Here is a 17,316-nt window from a genome sequence, read left to right as displayed (position 1 = left end):
TTATAGCGCTATTTTCAAATAGTGCTATAGCACTATTCATTATGCACGAGGAGTGTTCATAATGTCGTCAAAAGATTTTTCAACTTCTGACACTTGCGCTTTAGCAAGAATTGCATCAACAGCTTGATCTTCTAATACAACGTTACGGATGTTGTTGGAAAGTTCTTTATTGCTGCTGTAATAATTAATCACTTCTTCAGGTTGCTCATAAGCAGAAGCAATACTTGCGATCATTGATTTAACACGATCTTCATCTACTTTTAAGTCATTACCGGAGATAACTTTGCTAAGCAATAAACCGACTTTAACACGACGTTTAGCCTGTTCTTCAAAAATTTCACGTGGTAATTCAAGCGCTTGTTTAGCATTACCACCAAAACGTTGTGCTGCTTGTTGACGTAATACGTTGATTTCTTCATCAACCGCTGCATTCGGAACATCGATATTATTTTGCTCAAGCAAACCATCAAGAACTTGCTGTTTGATGTTTGCAGTTACTGCATTATCAAGTTCACGTTGCATATTTTTTTCAATTTCTGCACGAAGGTCAGCAACAGTTTTAGTATTTGGCCCGAATTTAGCCACAAATTCATCTGTTAATTCAGGAAGTACCATTTTTTCCACTTTTTTCAAGGTAATAGCAAATTTAGCCGCTTTACCTTTTAAGTTTTCTGCGTGGTACTCTTCAGGGAATGTGACATCAATATCGAATTGTTCGCCGGCTTTGTGACCTACGATACCGTCTTCGAAGCCAGGAATCATACGGCCTTGTCCCATAAAGAGGATGAAGTCGTTCGCTTTTCCGCCTTCAAATTCTTCGCCATCAATAGAACCGACGAAGTCTAAAGTCACACGACTGTCCGCAGCTGCTGCTTCAGTGGTTTCTTCCCAAGTTGCTTGTTGTTTACGTAATGTATCAACCATTTTATCAATGTCTGCTTCATTGATTTTTACAACTGGTTTTTCAACTTTGATATTTTCTAAACCTTTGATTTCCACTTCAGGATAAACTTCAAAAGTTGCAGAGAAAGTTAAATCTTCACCAACATTGTATTTTTCTGGTGTGAAAGTTGGACGGCTTGCCAAATTGATTTTTTCCTGCATTACGGCATCAAAGAAGTGACGTTGCATTACATCACCTAAAACATCCTGACGAGCAGAAGCACCAAAACGTTGTTCGATAATGCTTGGCGGCACTTTACCTTTGCGGAAACCGTCAATACGAGCAGTTTTAGCTACTCTTTTTAATTCTTCACGAACAGCTTGTTCGATCACATCTGCCGGTACAGTAATGCTAATACGGCGTTCTAATCCTTGAGTTGTTTCTACTGAAATTTGCATTTATGCTACCTCAAAAAAAGTAATTGTACTCGGCATTTTCTATCACTACCGAACACGCAAAAAAGACCTATTATTTAAAAGTAATACAGGCGTATTAAAAAAAGAACGCCCGATTATAGCCTATTCATTGGTAATATGTCGAGAAAGCGAACGATAAAAACGGATAGTTGTTTATTGTTCACTCAATTTAATTGCTTTTACTTCTTCCCTTGTGCTAAATAATTTAATTTTAAGCTCACATCAGATAACAAGAACATCTTATAGATCGTTGACAAACCTTCAATGACTTATTTTTCTATCTACATTAGGGCGGATGACAGAGAACAATAGAAGATATTTGTAATATTGGAGTATTTTTAATTTGAGATTTTTATTAAATCAAAGACCCAGTTTTGAACTAGGTCTTTATCATTATTTTTAATCTTTATTAAAACTAAATTTAGTTTTTATTAAAGAAGATACTCCGCTGCTTTCACAACAATTTTCACCGCATTTTCTTCTGTCGCTTTCATTGTTGCCTCATTAGGAATTTCCTGTTGTGTGCGGTTAACAATTGCACCTGCAACCATACCAGCTCGTAACCCTAACGCTGAACACATTGTAAACAGCGTTGCCGATTCCATTTCAAAATTCATCACATTGAGCTCTTGCCACTGCTTCAAAGAGCCGGCAAACTTACGCCAAACTTTACCGCTGTAAGTGTCATAACGCTCCTGCCCCGGATAGAAAGTATCCGATGAAGCCGTAATGCCGACATAAGTTTTATTCGGATTTAATTCTTGCGCTGCACGATAAAGTGCGGTGGTACATTCAAAATTCGCCACTGCCGGATACGCTAACGGCGCAAAGTGTTGGCTTGCACCATCCAAACGTACCGCACCGGTTGTGATCAGAACATCACCGACATTAATATGCGGTTGAATCGCTCCCGTTGTACCGATACGCAAAAAGGTACGCACACCAAGCTGTGCCAACTCTTCAACAGCAATGGATACCGATGGGCCACCAATACCGGTAGAACAAACAACCACGGCTTTACCGTGCAAATAGCCTAGCCACGAAGTAAATTCACGTGTAGATACTAAAAATTTAGGGTTATCCAACAGCTTAGCAATAACAGGAACTCTTTCCGGTGCACCCGGCACAATGGCAAGGGTAGCGCCATCCAAATCTGTTTTCTTTAAGCCCAAATGAAACACATCAGACATACAGCCTCCTTATTTTATTTTTGTATGTTATGGTTTTATATCCCGGAGAATAGGATTTTGCATCGAGATCAAAGTTTCAGTCGATTGGATCTCATCAATCAGTTGAATTTTCGTTGCCAACACGTGGTGCAACTCTTCGATAGTATGTGTCATCACCTTGATAAATATAGAATAATTTCCGGTTGTGTAATAGGCCTCTACCACTTCATCAAAATCTTTCAGTTTTGCGATCACTTTTTCATAATCTTTCGCACTTTTCAGGATAATGCCGATAAAACAACAAACATCATAGCCTAAACGTCTTTCATTGATTTTAACTTTTGTGCCTTCAATAATACCGGACTGGCGCATCTTTTCGACCCGAACGTGAATCGTTCCCGGACTAACGCCGAAATTTTTCGCCATTTCCGCATACGGAGTACGAGCGTCTTGCGTTAACACACGTAAAATCTGCTGATCCAAATGATCAATATTGGTAACTGGTTGCATATTCAGCCTTATAAGTAATGAAATGATTAGATAATATATAATTTATCGATATAAAAAATAAATTTCTTCTAATGGTAAGAGAGTTGCTGATTTGTTTCAAGACAAAATCCATTTTCTTGCCATTCTTCCAACAAAAATGTGAAGCAGATCAAAATTTCAAGCTAAATCAAAGAGATTTAACTGCCTTACCCGCTGTGGCAAATCCCCACTTAATCCGGTTGCTTGCTGAATAAATTGCTGCTTAATCGGCGACAATTGATTGGTTAATGATAAGCCCACGCCTCGTATCAATTTTTTTAACGGCTGCTCACCGGCAAAAAGATCCTTAAAACCTTGCATTGCTGCCAACATTTTTAATGCTTCCGCCTTACGCCAACGCTCATAATGACGTAAATGACGATAACTGCCGATATCTTTATCCTGTGCTAAATGTTTATCCACCTCTTCCGCCAATGCCAACGCATCCATAAACCCTAAATTCACGCCTAAACCGGCAAGTGGATGAATAGTGTGCGCCGCATCGCCCACCAAAGCAATGCGCTGTGAGGCAAATTGCCGAGCAAATCGTGCTGTAAGTGGATAAACACTACGTTGCGTTACCAGCTTGCATAACCCCAATCTATTATCAAACGCTGTAGTTAAATAGCGATTAAACTGTTGCGGTTCACAACTCTTCATAGCCTCTGCCTGCACCGGATCCTGCGACCAGACTATCGAGCTTAAATTTGACTGATGTAACGGCAAAAAGGCTAAAATGGAATCCGGAGAAAAAATTTGGCGACAAATTTGTTGATGAGGTTCTTCCGTTTCCACATTACATACTAAAGCTGAATGTTGATAATCACGGAAAACCAGTGGAATATTTGCCTGTTGGCGTAACCACGAATTAGCACCATCTGCACCAACCACTAATTTTGCTACTAAAATTTCACCATTTTCTAAGCCTAAAATTGCATTATCCTGATTAATACCCAACGATACCGGTTTACTAACAATCACTTCTGCATTTTTTTGGGAAATAACCGCTTGATATAACGCTTGTCTAATCAATTGGTTCTCCACAATATGCCCTAGATGCTCAACTCCAAGTTGATCAGTATTAAGATCTATTCGTCCAAAGCTATCCTTTTCCCATACCTGCATTTCTGCATAGGCAGTTACTCGCCACGATTTTAACTGTCGCCAAACATCAAATTGTCGCAACATTGCTTCAGAAGAAAGATTTAATGCGCTTACTCTATAACCAACATCAGAGAAGTCAAATACCGCATTATTTGCCTCAATCACAGCTATCGAACAGGCACTCTGTTTTAGAGCCTGTGCAAATGCCAAACCAACCATTCCGCCACCAATGACGACAATATCGAACGTTTTCATTAAACTCTTCCCAAAGTAGGTTGTACAAAACGATTTCGTAATAAAGCGCAGCTACTTAATCCAATTAAACCCAAATTGCGCAAAATTTGTAACGGTAACAATGAATTACTAAAAATTTGCACTAAATTATCTGTTAAGCCAATAATATGCTGTTGATCGGCAAGGCGCTGCTGCTGATACTGTTGCAACATTGCTGCCGAACCGATCTCATCTGCTTCCGCCACGATTTTCGCTAATGCAAAAACATCACGAATTCCTAAATTAAAGCCTTGCCCTGCCACAGGGTGCAGTGTTTGTGCTGCATTTCCGACTAACGCAATACGATCTCCGACAAAAGATGTCGCCCGTTTTAACATTAATGGATAGGCATAACGGCGACTAACAGCCTGAAACGCACCTAAACGCCAACCGAACTGCTGTTGTAAATGCGATATGAATTGTTCATCATTCATATTAAGTAGCTGTTCCGGCGCTTTCGTACAAAACACTAATGACATCATTTTGTCCGCTAACGGCAATAATGCAATTGGCCCTTGTGTCGTAAAGCGTTCAAAAGCTCGCCCGTTATGTGAGCTGGAAATTCTCACATTAGCAATGATCGCTGTTTGTTGGTAATTATGCACCGTTTCGGTGGCAATCTTTGCCAATTCAGCAATTTTTGAATCACTGCCATCCGCTGCGACCAGTAATTTTGCACTTAGCTGTTGTCCACTTTGTAATAATACGGAAATCTGTTGTTTTGATGTTTGTAACTCAACAATGCTATCCGGACAAATAAAATCAATATTCTGTTGAGCCTTTAACGCTTGGCTAAACATTAACCCCATTTCGCTTAATGGAACAACCGCACCGACTTGCGACAAATGCAACTCTTGAGCATTAATTTCGACAATGCCTGAATGGTGCTGCTCAGAAATATGCACTTGTTTAATCGGTTCCGCAAATGAACATATTTTATCCCACAATGAATAGTGGTCGGAAAAAGGAATTTTGGCTAACTTACGACAAGTCCCATCAGATAAAGCAACACAACGAGTATCAAACCCAACTCCTTGTTGCTCCTGCTGCAACCGTTTTTCAACCACAGCAATTTTTAATCGCTGCAATGAAAAGTGGGATAACGCCAACGCAAGCGTCAAACCATTCATTGCACCACCACCAATGATCACGTCGTAGTGTTGTTGCATAATCAATCCTTGTTAGTAGCTGCCATTAAGGCTTCGATTTCATCTATCTCTTTTGGTACAGCAGCAGTTAACACTTTATTACCATACTCTGTAATCAGAAGATCATCTTCAATACGAACGCCAATTCCTCGATAAGCTTGCGGAATATCTTCCTCATTAGGAATGTATAACCCCGGCTCAACTGTTATTACCATTCCTGGTTCTAGCTTACGACTACGATTTTCACCATATTCACCAACATCGTGAACATCCAATCCGAGCCAATGTCCTAAACCGTGCATATAAAAGCGTAAATAGGCTTTATCTGCGATTAACTGCTCTACCTCACCGGATAAAATGCCTAATTTAGCCAAGCCTGCAACCTTAATTTTCAACACTTCATCATTCGCATGCTTGATGGAGCTGCCATTAACCAACAATTCTATCGCTCGTTTTTGTGCGTCAAGCACAATTTGATAAACCTCTCGCTGTGCTTGACTGAATTTGCCGTTCACCGGGAAAGTTCTGCTAATATCGCCGGCATACATAGCAAATTCACAACCGGCATCAATTAACACTAAATCACCGTCCTGCATTAAGCGATCATTTTCTGTATAGTGCAAAATACAGGCATTATCACCGCTTGCAACAATCGATCCGAAAGATTCAGATCTCGCACCGAAACGGTTAAATTCGTGCAACAATTCGCTTGCCAATTCATATTCAAACCGCTGCGGACGAGCCTGTTTCATTGCACGCATATGTGCCAATGCTGAAATTTGCCCTGCTTGCTGCATTAAACGAATTTCGTTTTCTGACTTAAATAGACGCATTTCATCTAAAATTGGACGCCAGCAAATTTGTGTCAATGGTACGCGCAATCCCTGACGCTGTTTAGCACGCATTAAAGACAATGTCTGACGCACAACTTCATCACCCCAAGCCTGAACTTCTTGCGCATAATAGAGTGTTTGTGTGCCGTTTAATAACAACGGTAGTTGTTGTTGCAAATCTTCAATCGAAAAAGCAGCATCCAAATTCAGCTCTGTTGTAGCCCTCTCTACCCCCAAACGGCGTCCGTTCCAAGTTTCCATTAATGGATCGGACGGGCGCAAAAACAGCATAGCGTGCTGTTCGTTATTGCTCTTTTTCAACAATAACACTGAATCCGGTTCGTTAAATCCGGTTAAATACCAAAAGTAACTGTCTTGACGAAACGGGTAGGTAGTATCCGCATTCCGCTTACACTCCAAACTTGAAAACAGAATAAGAGCGCTGTTATCCGACATTTGTTCCAATACACGCTGACGCCGTTGCTGAAACTCTTCTTTCGGCATTTCTGCCATATAACTTAAATCCATCAAATTCTTCCTTAATGCACAGTTTGGTGCATTGTTACCTGAGCCTGACCAAAATGGGAATAGAACAGCATTGCAATCGTTCTTAAATACTCAACAATCTCTTCAAAAGCTTGTTCCAGCCCCTCTTCATCATCACCGTCTTCATAGCCAAGTTGGCAAATTTCACGTAAATCAGATATTGCTTCAATAATATCTTCTTGTTTTTCTTGCTGTAAATTTGGTTGAGCTAATCCTAAGCCGAGTAAAAAATGATTACTCCATTCACTTAATGCATTGATATTTTGGAAAACATCGCCTGACTCGCCTAAATCAAGATCAAACTCAAATTCTGTAATATCAGCTAAATTTTTCTGTAGTGCTTGATAAAGTTCCGTGATCTTTGTTAATAATTGAATAGGGTAAGCGTGATCATCATTAGTAAATTTATAAAGCAAGGTTTTCCAACTTTCATCTCTAATACCGCCACAGATAAATCCGCTTAAAAGCCCGTGTAATTCAACACCGTTTAAGGCTATGCCTGCCTGTTTTAATTCATTGTTCAGTTGTTGAGCTGTTATTGCAACCATTCTATATTCCATCTGATCGTAAATGTTGTCATTCTATCACCAACCTTATATATCCACCAATAATCTATGACGAAACTTATTTGCTATGGCATAATACCGCCATTTCTATAATTTTATTATTTATCTAAGAGGTCTTTTATGTCTAAAAATATTGATTTGTATATTTTTGGTCAAAATCTGCGTTTAAGCTGCCCGGAAGATCAACAACAGGCATTAAGAGAAGCAGCTGAGGTTTTAGAAAAAAAGGTTTCTGAATTAAAAAATCGCACCGGAATTATTCAATTGGATAAAGCGCTCACTATTGTTGGTTTAAATTTATGCTATGAATTATTAACTCAGCAACAGCAAAATTCTGAACGAGAATATTTAATCAACAATAAAATTGAACAAATAGAACATTCTTTAAGCACTATTTTATCTAATATGCCTACCAGAAAATAAAATCTGATTTAAAACAAGAAATTCTAATCTCTGACTAGGCAAATTAAAAAATTTAAGGTACTATTATTCTCAACCTGGGGTGTTCGACAATGGGTTACGTCCCTGAGCCGATACTGATATTTTTTAGAGTTGGTTACCTACAGTCGGTGAGCATGCTTGTTATCAAGAAGCCTAATGATTGTAAGACTGACTCCCTTGAACCGTAGGGTTCAAGGACCGATCACCCACACCGGCACCTTGGGTTTCTAATTAAATTGAAACAAACAATGACTCTTCAATCCTCTATTGATATATCTGCAAATAAATCATATCAACGACAACAGTTGAGAAGATTTATTCGTCAAAGACGTTCCTCATTAACTTTACAACAACAGACAATGGCTGAACAGAAAGTTGCAAAAGTTGCTATGGATTTTCTAGCGCCTTTAAACGTAAAAAATATTGCAGTTTATTTATCTTTTGATGGGGAAATCTCAACGAGTTATTTAATTAAAACATTATGGCAGCAGGGTTACTGTCTCTATTTACCGGTATTACACCCTTTTAGCAAAGGGAATCTATTATTTCTTTCTTACACGCCAACAACAAAACTTGTTAAAAATAAATTTAATATTCTTGAACCGGAATTAGATGTCAGACAAGTTTTACCCCCTGATCGATTGGATATTATTTTTACCCCTTTAGTCGCTTTTGATCTGAAAAAAAATCGTCTTGGAATGGGAGGCGGTTTTTATGATAGAACTCTTGAAAATTGGCAAAATAAACCTTTTCTACCGATAGGATTAGCTCACCATTGCCAACAAGTTGAACATATTCCGACCGAAGATTGGGATATGCCTTTATTTGAAATTTTAGCCGTTTAATTCATTTCTTAATTTTCTATCCAAATAAAAAAGCCATACAAGCGACAAACTTGTATGGCTCTATGATTTTTCTGATTATCTATTCAGCTTTTGCTTGTGTCGGCTCCACAGTAGCGTGATCAATAGCAGTATGATAGCCTGCTGCGCCACGACCTCTAAAGCTATAACGTGAACCTTTCCATTCAACAATATTTAATAGCATCGTTGGCAACTCATCAGCCTGCGCTAATGTCATCCCTGCCTTAATATGATGTACCGCTGAAAATGTACCTAAACGACCATCAAATCGATAATCAGACAAATAAGGCTTTATCTTATCTTCTTTTTTCTCCTCTGAAACAGCAGATGATTGCTCCATTGTCCCATATCGAACTGCTGCCTGTTCGGCTTGCATCGCTTGATTAATGCTGCTGTTTGGTTTTGATTTTGCTTCCTTACCGTTCGCTTCCATTGTCAACACAGCTTCCAACGGACGAGGGTTGCTTTCTCTACTCTCCACTGCTGAAATTACTGGTACTAAAGTGTCATTTTTATGTTGTTTTTGCTGTTCAAGCATTTCATCAACAGAAACAAAGTTATTATTTTTCTCTTTTTCTATGCGGTTCACAAATGGTAAATGAATTTTTCCACTTGCTAATTCCGGTGAGGCTACCGCCATAAACAATGGCATTGGGGAAACAGTTTCTTGATAATGACGACGTCTGCGACTGTTCATTCGTAAATGACGCGGTAAACGACGGGTACGATTATTTTCACGATGACAGATTTCATTCTCTTCCGCATCCTCTGTATGGGCATTTTCCGCTACCGTTTCACTCTTCTCTTCTAAAAGCTGAGATTGTATTTTTTGCTTATCGTCTTGTATCTGCTCATTTTTTTCTTGTATAACTGTTGTTACGCCACTATTTTCCTTAACAACCTCAGTGACATTGTTTATTTCCATTTTTTCAATAGAAACTTGAGAAACATCCTCCGATTCAACCGTTTTTTCAACACTATTTCCTTCTCTATTAGCATTAAGCTGCGGATTATTTTCAGATAAACGAACTTTCTTACGTAAATCACGACGTTGGCGACGTGACGCAATCTGCTGTTCTTTACTATTTTCCTTGGTTTCATCCGCTTTCTTCGCTACCGAAACAGAGTCTGGCGCTTCATCCACCGCTTTGCGATTAGCGCGTTTTGTCCGCTTAAGCTCTTCCTTGTTTGAAGTATTAGAAGCATCTTTAGTACGGCGCTCTTCATTACGTCTATCTTTCTGACGATTGTTCTCTTTATCGTTGCGACGAGGACGTTTATTACCATTACGATTTCGATTCTGTTTCTCTTTTTCCTCTTGCGTATTATCAGCAAAAAACGCTTTTAATTTTTTCCATATGCGTGCTAATAAAGAATCTTTAATTTCTTCTTTTTTCACTAATGGTGCCGGCTCAGAAATAGTAATCTCCACCGCAGCCACTTCAGCTGCCGGATTAGCTGTCGTACTATTGGAAAGATCAATTGTACGATTGAGCAATGATTCTTCACTATCTGCATCTTCTTGAATATCGTGAAGTTTCGCCAAGTTATAACTTAAAGTGTGATTATCTTCCCCATCACGCAAGCGGAACACCGAGAAATGAGGGGTTTCCATTTGTTCGTGAGGCACTACAACAATTTGAACATTGTGGCGTTTTTCGATATCAGTAATTGCTTTACGTTTTTCGTTTAACAAATAAGTTGCAATTTTTACCGGTACAATTGTATGCACCTGTTTAGTATGTTCTTTTAACGCTTCCTCTTCCAACAAACGCAAAATGGAAAGTGACAATGATTCATTATCACGCACTTTACCTGTACCCTGACAACGAGGACAAATATGATGTGTCGATTCATTAAGCGAAGGGCTTAAACGCTGACGAGACATTTCCAATAATCCAAAACGAGAAATACGACTAATTTGGATTCTGGCACGATCTTGGCGCACTGCCTCACGCATTCTATTTTCCACTTCACGTTGATGACGAGCCGGTGTCATATCAATGAAGTCAATAACAATTAAGCCACCTAAATCACGCAAACGCAACTGACGTGCGATCTCATCGGCTGCTTCCAAGTTTGTATTCAATGCTGTTTCTTCAATATCTCCACCTCGAGTAGAACGGGCAGAATTAATATCAATTGCTGTCAATGCCTCTGTTACATCAATAACAATGGAACCGCCTGAAGGCAATTGTACTTCTCGTTGGAATGCTGATTCAATTTGAGACTCAATCTGGAAATGACTAAATAAAGGCACTTCACCCTGATAAAGTTTGACACGATTAATAAAATCAGGACGAACCAATTTAATATGTTCTTTAACTTTATCGAAAACCTTACGGCTATCAATTAAAATTTCACCAATATCACGACGCAAGTAATCACGAATCGCACGCACAATGACATCACTTTCCTGATGGATCAAGAACGGTGCAGGACGAGATTCCGAAGCCTGTTTAATGGCTTCCCAATGATGAAGCAGCACGTGCAAATCCCATTGCAACTCTTCTGGAGAACGCCCCACTCCAGCAGTACGGACGATAAGCCCGACACCTTCCGGTACTTCTAAAGAACTCAGTGATTCTTTAAGTTCTAAACGCTCATCACCTTCAATACGACGAGAAATACCACCGGCTCGTGGATTATTCGGCATAATCACCAAATAACTACCCGCCAAAGATACAAAAGTCGTTAAAGCTGCGCCTTTATTTCCTCGCTCTTCTTTACTGACTTGAACAATAACTTCCTGCCCTTCCTGCAAAATATCACGAATATTCGGTCTTCCTTGATAAACATAACCTTCCGGAAAATATTCTCGAGCAATTTCTTTGAGAGGAAGGAAACCGTGCCTTTCTGCACCATAATCAACAAATGCAGCTTCTAAACTAGGTTCAACACGAGTAATTCTTCCCTTATAGATATTAGCTTTCTTTTGTTCGTGTCCAGGTGATTCAATATCTAGGTCAAACAGTCGCTGACCATCAACTAAAGCGACACGCAACTCTTCTTTTTGCGTGGCGTTAATTAACATTCTTTTCATCGTTATTTCTCTATTCTTGTTATAGCTTTATCAATACGATGTTATACCAACACTTTATTCTGTCGTTGCAGGTTATGCCAATCTCTCGACTCTCATTATTTGCATAGAATACCAACCGGCAATCATTGGTCTATATCACTTACCGACTGACTTCTGTTGAATTTATTGAATCGTGTTCTGTATAACATCAACAATATTGGCGTCTTACGCCTACCGCAGCACCAAAAAATCTGTTTTATTCGACAACTCTTTGCAAATACAACTACAAAAATTCAGCAGCATCTGATTTACAAAAATGCTCTCTATTATTCCATTTTCTCTGACTTTTGGAAAGCTAAAGATAGTGCAATTAACCACAGCTCAACAGAATATTTTCGCAACTTAAAACGCTTAATGATATGATACGCACAAATTTTAAGGTTAGAGTACTTATGAATAAATCCAAAGACAAAGTGGTTAATACCTCTGTACAACTTATTACCATTGAAGCGGGGGAAGAGCTGCAACGCATTGATAATTATCTGCTTACCAAATTAAAAGGCGTACCAAAAAGCTTAATTTATCGTATTATTCGCAAAGGCGAGGTGCGTGTTAATAAAGGTAGAATTAAGCCTGAATATAAATTGCAAGTTGGAGATATTATCCGTATTCCTCCAGTACGCATTAGTGACAAGAGTAATAATGCACCAATTTCAACAAAATTAAATAAAGTAAATACGCTGGAACAACAAATTTTATTTGAAGATGATCAACTATTAATTATCAATAAACCTTCGGGTATTGCTGTACACGGTGGTAGCGGTCTAAGTTTCGGTGTTATTGAAGCACTTCGTGCTTTGCGTCCTCAAGCCAAATTTTTAGAGTTAGTACACCGTTTAGATCGAGATACTTCTGGTATTTTATTAGTCGCTAAGAAACGCTCCGCTTTGCGCAATTTGCACGAACAACTTCGTGAAAAAACAATACAAAAAGATTATTTAGCATTAGTACGTGGCGAATGGCAATCGCATTGTAAAGTTGTCAAAGCACCTTTATTAAAAAATGAATTATCCAGTGGTGAGCGGATAGTAAAAGTAAGTGATCAAGGAAAACCTTCGGAAACAAGATTTAAGGTTGAAGAACGTTTTAAAATCGCAACCTTAGTAAAAGCCTCACCTGTTACCGGCAGAACTCATCAAATTCGTGTTCATACGCAATATGCTGGGCATCCAATTGCGTTCGACACTAAGTATGGCAGTAAAGAGTTTGATCAACAATTGGCATCGCTCGGATTGCAACGTCTTTTTCTACACGCCGCAAGTATCCGTTTTACCCACCCAAAAAGTGGTGAACAAATGGTTATTGCTGCACCGTTAGATCAACAGTGCAAACAATTGTTAGCAAAGCTGCGCAGTTAATATTCCGCTTGGGGAATTATTCTAAAGGCGATAATTCCCCATTCAATAATTGAAATCTACTCCCTTCCTGCCAATAAGGTTGCTGTAATTGTTCTACAGTAATAGCTGTAATAATCACCTGAGAATGGCTCTCTTTTAAGCGTTGTGCCAATAAAGCCCGTTTATTCGGGTCAAGTTCCGAAGCAAAATCATCAATTAAAAAAATACAGTGTCGTTGCTGCTTCCGCATTAAATGCTCTCCCTGTGCTAATCGCAACGCACACATTAACAATTTTAATTGTCCTCTTGAAAGGATATCTTCTGCCGGCATTCCATTCGCCTTAAATTTAAAATCAGCACGTTGTGGACCGGACATCGTATAACCGAGGCTTCTATCGCGTTGAAAATTTTCAATTAAAATATCAGCATAGTCGCTCTCTTTATTCCAACCTTGATAAAAGTGAACATCTATTTCCACTTCTGGCAAAAATAATCGACAAGTCTGTGTAATTTCCTTCTTCAGTTCGTCCGCATAATGTTGTCGCCAGTCACTAATTTGTTGTGCTAGTTGACATAATGACTGATCCCAAATTTTTAACAATGCATAATCTTCCGTTTGTTGCAATGCTGCATTACGTTGCTTTAACAAACGATTCATCGCTGACCATTGATAATGAAATTGAGGTTCAAGATGAAATAAGCCCCAATCAAGAAAAGCACGTCGATAACTCGGCCCACCATTAATCAACGTTAACCCTTCCGGTGTAATAAGCTGCATTGGTAATAAATGGGCAAGTTCGGAAATCTTATGACCATCTTTACCATTAATCCGAATAATATTTTCACCTTGCCGTGTTTTCTGTAAACCCAATGTCCACGCTTGTTGCTGTTGTTCTACTTTAGCAAATAGAGTAAATTCAGGTTGATCATATTGAATAATACGATTCACTACCGAGCTTTTAAACGAACGCCCATGTCCAAGAAAATAGATAGCTTCCAACAGGCTGGTTTTACCGCTGCCGTTATGCCCAATCAAAAAATTAAAGCCTGAATTTAAGGCTAAATTCACGGCTTTAATATTTCTAAAATGTTGAATATTGAGTTGAGATAAAGCCATAACTATAAACGCATCGGCATAATCACATATTCGGCATTACTCTGTTCACAATCTTCAATTAAGCAACTTGAAGTTGCATCGGTTAAACGCATTCTTACTGACTGGCATTTCAACGCATTCAACACATCCAAAATATAGCTAACATTAAAACCGACTTCCATTGGTTCGCCTTGATAATTCACATCAATAACTTCTTCAGCTTCTTCCTGATCTGGATTCTGCGCTAAAATTTTTAGCTGATTGGCTTCAATAATCAAACGCACTCCACGAAAACGTTCATTAGATAAAATAGCTGCACGAACACACGCCTGTTTTAATGAATTCCAATCCACTTCCAAAATTCGATCCGCATTTTTCGGCAAGACACGGCGATAATCAGGAAAACGTCCGTCAATCAATTTTGAGGTAAAAATCACATTATTGAGGTGTACTTGGATATTACTTTGCCCCATTCGGATATAAGCATTCTCACTATTACTATCAAGCAAACGCATCAATTCAATTACACCTTTACGCGGCACAATAATCGCATAATCAGGAACACCCTGTTGCAATTGGATACCACAAACTGCTAATCGATGTCCATCAGTTGCCACTGTTCTTAATACATTATTTTCAGTTTCAAACTTCATTCCATTTAAAAAATAACGAGCATCCTGATTTGCCATTGAGAATTGAGTGGCTTCCATCACACGGCGTAATACAGATTGCTCAATATTTAATTCAACATCAAAATCTAATTGTGTTAAATTTGGATAACTCTCCGCTGGCAACGTTGCCAAGTTAAATTTACTGCGTTCAGCCGTAACCAAAACACGATCATTTTCGTAATTCACAGTAATTTGAGCATCTTCATTTAAGGAACGACAAATATCCAAAAATTTACGTGCAGGAATGGTAAATGTTCCGTTTTCACTGGATGACACTAATTGCACAAAAGTGGAAAGCTCAACCTCAAGATCAGAACCAGTTAAGGTTAAATGATCACCGTCTATCTGAACTAAAATATTATTTAACACAGGTAAAGATGGACGATTATTCAACACTCCACACACCTGCTGTAAAGGTTTTAATAAATTTTCTCTTGCGACAATAAATTGCATAATGCCCACCTTTAAGTTGATAACGTTCTAATAAGATTTGAATAATCTTCACTGATATTATTGTCTGAATCACGCAATTCAGCAATTTTCCGACAAGCGTGTAATACAGTAGTATGATCACGATCACCAAAAGCACGACCGATTTCAGGCAAACTATGATTTGTTAACTCTTTTGACAATGCCATTGCCATTTGGCGAGGACGAACTACTGATCGTGCTTTACTTTTTGATTTTAAATCAGCCACTTTAATGCGATAACGTTCTGCCACAACACGTTGAATATTATCTAATGTTACAGAACGATCGTGTACTGCCAGCATATCTTTCAACGTTTCGCGCACAAAATCAATCGTGATCGGCTGACCGGTAAAATTCGCATTGGCACTGACACGATTTAAAGCACCTTCCAACTCGCGCACATTAGTACGCAATTTCTGACCGATAAAAAAAGCCACTTCTTCAGGTAAAACAATATTGCTCTCTTCCGCCTTTTTCAACAAAATCGCCACCCTTGTTTCCAATTCCGGTGGTTCGATGGCAACACTTAACCCCCAATTAAAGCGAGATTTTAAACGTTCCTCTATTTTATCAATCTCTTTAGGATAACGATCAGATGTCAAAATGATCTGTCGTCCCCCTTCAAATAGACTGTTGAAAGTATGGAAAAACTCCTCCTGTGATCCTTCTTTACCAGCAAAAAATTGAATATCATCAATCAATAATGCATCTAAAGAACGATAAAACTTCTTAAATTTTTCAATAGTTTCCGACTTTAATGCTTTTACTAATTCTTGAACAAAACGTTCAGAATGAATGTAAACCACTCTTGCATTCGGTTTATTCTTCAAAATACCGTTACCAATAGCGTGCAATAAGTGTGTTTTACCTAAGCCCGTTCCACCATAAAGAAATAGCGGATTATAGCCTTCATCACCTATCTTTTCTGCAACTTTTTGCGCAACTACTCTTGCCAGTTGATTAGATTTACCTTGCACAAAATTATGAAATTCATATTTAGGATTAAGGTTGGTTTTAAATTTATGCGTTGGCTGTATTTGCTCCGTATTCGTTTCAGTAACAGTAATAGACATCTCTTCGGCTACCTGAGTCGCTTCCCTGACCGGACGCGTTCCCTCTCGAACACGCACAACAAATTGCGGATTTTCCGTTAAAAAACGAACAATTTCCTCTATTTGAGATACATATTTATCCTGAACCCAATCACGAACAAATCGATTCGGAGCATATAAAATCATTGTAGTATCTGAAATATCCGCCTGTAGTGGACGTAACCAAGTACTAAAATCTATCTCGGAAGTCTTATCTTGCAATTGTAATAGGCAACTTTGCCATAAAGAAGAAAATCTATGCTGTTCCATAGGTCTGGTCTATTGATGGTTATCTATTCTGTATGAATTCATTTAAAATCGATGTGTATCATACAATAAACTCAAGTTAAGATCTTCACTAAAGATCAATTTTTAGTTTTATTTCTAATGTCATTCAAATCTCTAATCATAGAATTACCCGTTGAGGCAAATGAAAAACTGCTTTTTTACCTTTAATATTTGACGAACAGCAAAATTATGATTAGAATTGCGACCTCTTTTTATTGTAACTTTTTGTTTTAATAAAATGGTACTGTTTAGATTTGCAGTAACAGGTTCACATTTTGAATATTAAAACTTTATTTATTAGGTAGATAAGAAAATGAAACGTACTTTCCAACCTTCTGTATTAAAACGTAGCCGCACCCACGGTTTCCGTGCTCGTATGGCAACTAAAAAAGGTCGCCAAGTTTTAGCTCGTCGTCGTGCTAAAGGTCGTGCGCGTTTAAGTGCATAATC

15 protein-coding genes and 1 other RNA gene are annotated in these 17,316 nt (G+C 38.6%); 5 read left to right on the top strand and 11 right to left on the bottom strand.

What is annotated here, in order from left to right:
• Nucleotides 1-39: 39 nt before the first annotated feature.
• From tig to JP36_RS00830, 7 genes are all read right to left on the bottom strand, one after another.
• Nucleotides 40-1,341 (bottom strand): trigger factor, encoded by a 1,302-nt coding sequence (gene tig, locus JP36_RS00860; protein ID WP_018345830.1) that lies wholly within the window; start codon nt 1,339-1,341, stop codon nt 40-42.
• 449 nt (nt 1,342-1,790) lie between these two features.
• Complete coding sequence (gene udp / locus JP36_RS00855; RefSeq protein ID WP_013745648.1) at nt 1,791-2,549, bottom strand: uridine phosphorylase; 759 nt, start codon at nt 2,547-2,549, stop codon at nt 1,791-1,793.
• A 27-nt stretch (nt 2,550-2,576) separates the two neighbouring features.
• The gene (gene asnC / locus JP36_RS00850; protein ID WP_013745649.1) at nt 2,577-3,038 is read right to left on the bottom strand and encodes a transcriptional regulator AsnC; all 462 of its coding nucleotides are present in this window, start codon (nt 3,036-3,038) and stop codon (nt 2,577-2,579) included.
• Between the two features lie 156 nt (nt 3,039-3,194).
• The gene (locus tag JP36_RS00845; RefSeq protein ID WP_039171008.1) at nt 3,195-4,415 is read right to left on the bottom strand and encodes an FAD-dependent monooxygenase; all 1,221 of its coding nucleotides are present in this window, start codon (nt 4,413-4,415) and stop codon (nt 3,195-3,197) included.
• On the bottom strand, nt 4,415-5,602 hold the full coding sequence (ubiH, locus tag JP36_RS00840; protein ID WP_039135215.1) for a 2-octaprenyl-6-methoxyphenyl hydroxylase: 1,188 nt from the start codon (nt 5,600-5,602) through the stop codon (nt 4,415-4,417). The genes JP36_RS00845 and ubiH overlap by 1 nt, the downstream gene beginning before the upstream one ends.
• 2 nt (nt 5,603-5,604) lie before the next feature.
• The gene (gene pepP / locus JP36_RS00835) at nt 5,605-6,942 is read right to left on the bottom strand and encodes a Xaa-Pro aminopeptidase (RefSeq protein WP_039171006.1); all 1,338 of its coding nucleotides are present in this window, start codon (nt 6,940-6,942) and stop codon (nt 5,605-5,607) included.
• Nucleotides 6,943-6,953: 11 nt separating this feature from the next.
• Complete coding sequence (locus JP36_RS00830; protein ID WP_039135209.1) at nt 6,954-7,508, bottom strand: UPF0149 family protein; 555 nt, start codon at nt 7,506-7,508, stop codon at nt 6,954-6,956.
• A gap of 138 nt (nt 7,509-7,646) precedes the next feature.
• Here JP36_RS00830 and JP36_RS00825 point away from each other — a divergent pair, with 138 nt between their 5' ends.
• From JP36_RS00825 to JP36_RS00820, 3 genes are all read left to right on the top strand, one after another.
• Nucleotides 7,647-7,949 (top strand): cell division protein ZapA, encoded by a 303-nt coding sequence (locus JP36_RS00825; protein ID WP_013745654.1) that lies wholly within the window; start codon nt 7,647-7,649, stop codon nt 7,947-7,949.
• 68 nt (nt 7,950-8,017) lie between these two features.
• Nucleotides 8,018-8,197, top strand: a non-coding RNA gene (ssrS, locus tag JP36_RS11260) — 6S RNA.
• Between the two features lie 18 nt (nt 8,198-8,215).
• Complete coding sequence (locus JP36_RS00820) at nt 8,216-8,812, top strand: 5-formyltetrahydrofolate cyclo-ligase (RefSeq protein ID WP_039135206.1); 597 nt, start codon at nt 8,216-8,218, stop codon at nt 8,810-8,812.
• A gap of 79 nt (nt 8,813-8,891) precedes the next feature.
• Here JP36_RS00820 and rne read toward each other — a convergent pair whose 3' ends face one another.
• Nucleotides 8,892-11,873, bottom strand: a complete 2,982-nt coding sequence (gene rne / locus JP36_RS00815) for a ribonuclease E (protein WP_039171002.1) — start codon at nt 11,871-11,873, stop codon at nt 8,892-8,894.
• A 431-nt stretch (nt 11,874-12,304) separates the two neighbouring features.
• Here rne and rluC point away from each other — a divergent pair, with 431 nt between their 5' ends.
• Nucleotides 12,305-13,270, top strand: a complete 966-nt coding sequence (rluC, locus tag JP36_RS00810; RefSeq protein ID WP_039171000.1) for a 23S rRNA pseudouridine(955/2504/2580) synthase RluC — start codon at nt 12,305-12,307, stop codon at nt 13,268-13,270.
• A gap of 16 nt (nt 13,271-13,286) precedes the next feature.
• Here rluC and recF read toward each other — a convergent pair whose 3' ends face one another.
• The 3 genes from recF to dnaA are packed head-to-tail and all read right to left on the bottom strand — an operon-like array spanning nt 13,287 to nt 16,848.
• A complete protein-coding gene (gene recF, locus JP36_RS00805) occupies nt 13,287-14,366 on the bottom strand; it encodes a DNA replication/repair protein RecF (RefSeq protein WP_039170997.1) in 1,080 nt (359 codons plus the stop codon).
• 2 nt (nt 14,367-14,368) lie between these two features.
• On the bottom strand, nt 14,369-15,469 hold the full coding sequence (dnaN, locus tag JP36_RS00800) for a DNA polymerase III subunit beta (protein WP_039170995.1): 1,101 nt from the start codon (nt 15,467-15,469) through the stop codon (nt 14,369-14,371).
• Nucleotides 15,470-15,480: 11 nt separating this feature from the next.
• Entirely contained in the window at nt 15,481-16,848 is a 1,368-nt protein-coding gene (gene dnaA, locus JP36_RS00795; protein ID WP_039135194.1) for a chromosomal replication initiator protein DnaA, read from the bottom strand.
• Nucleotides 16,849-17,179: 331 nt separating this feature from the next.
• On the opposite strand from dnaA, the gene rpmH reads away from it, so the two are divergent.
• The gene (gene rpmH, locus JP36_RS00790) at nt 17,180-17,314 is read left to right on the top strand and encodes a 50S ribosomal protein L34 (protein WP_013745661.1); all 135 of its coding nucleotides are present in this window, start codon (nt 17,180-17,182) and stop codon (nt 17,312-17,314) included.
• Nucleotides 17,315-17,316: the final 2 nt, after the last annotated feature.

It is taken from the genome of Gallibacterium genomosp. 1, from assembly GCF_000771875.1.
Classification (GTDB): Bacteria; Pseudomonadota; Gammaproteobacteria; order Enterobacterales; family Pasteurellaceae; genus Gallibacterium.
Note: the sequence above shows the minus strand (reverse complement) of the source record. Positions and strands in the feature narration are given on the sequence as shown.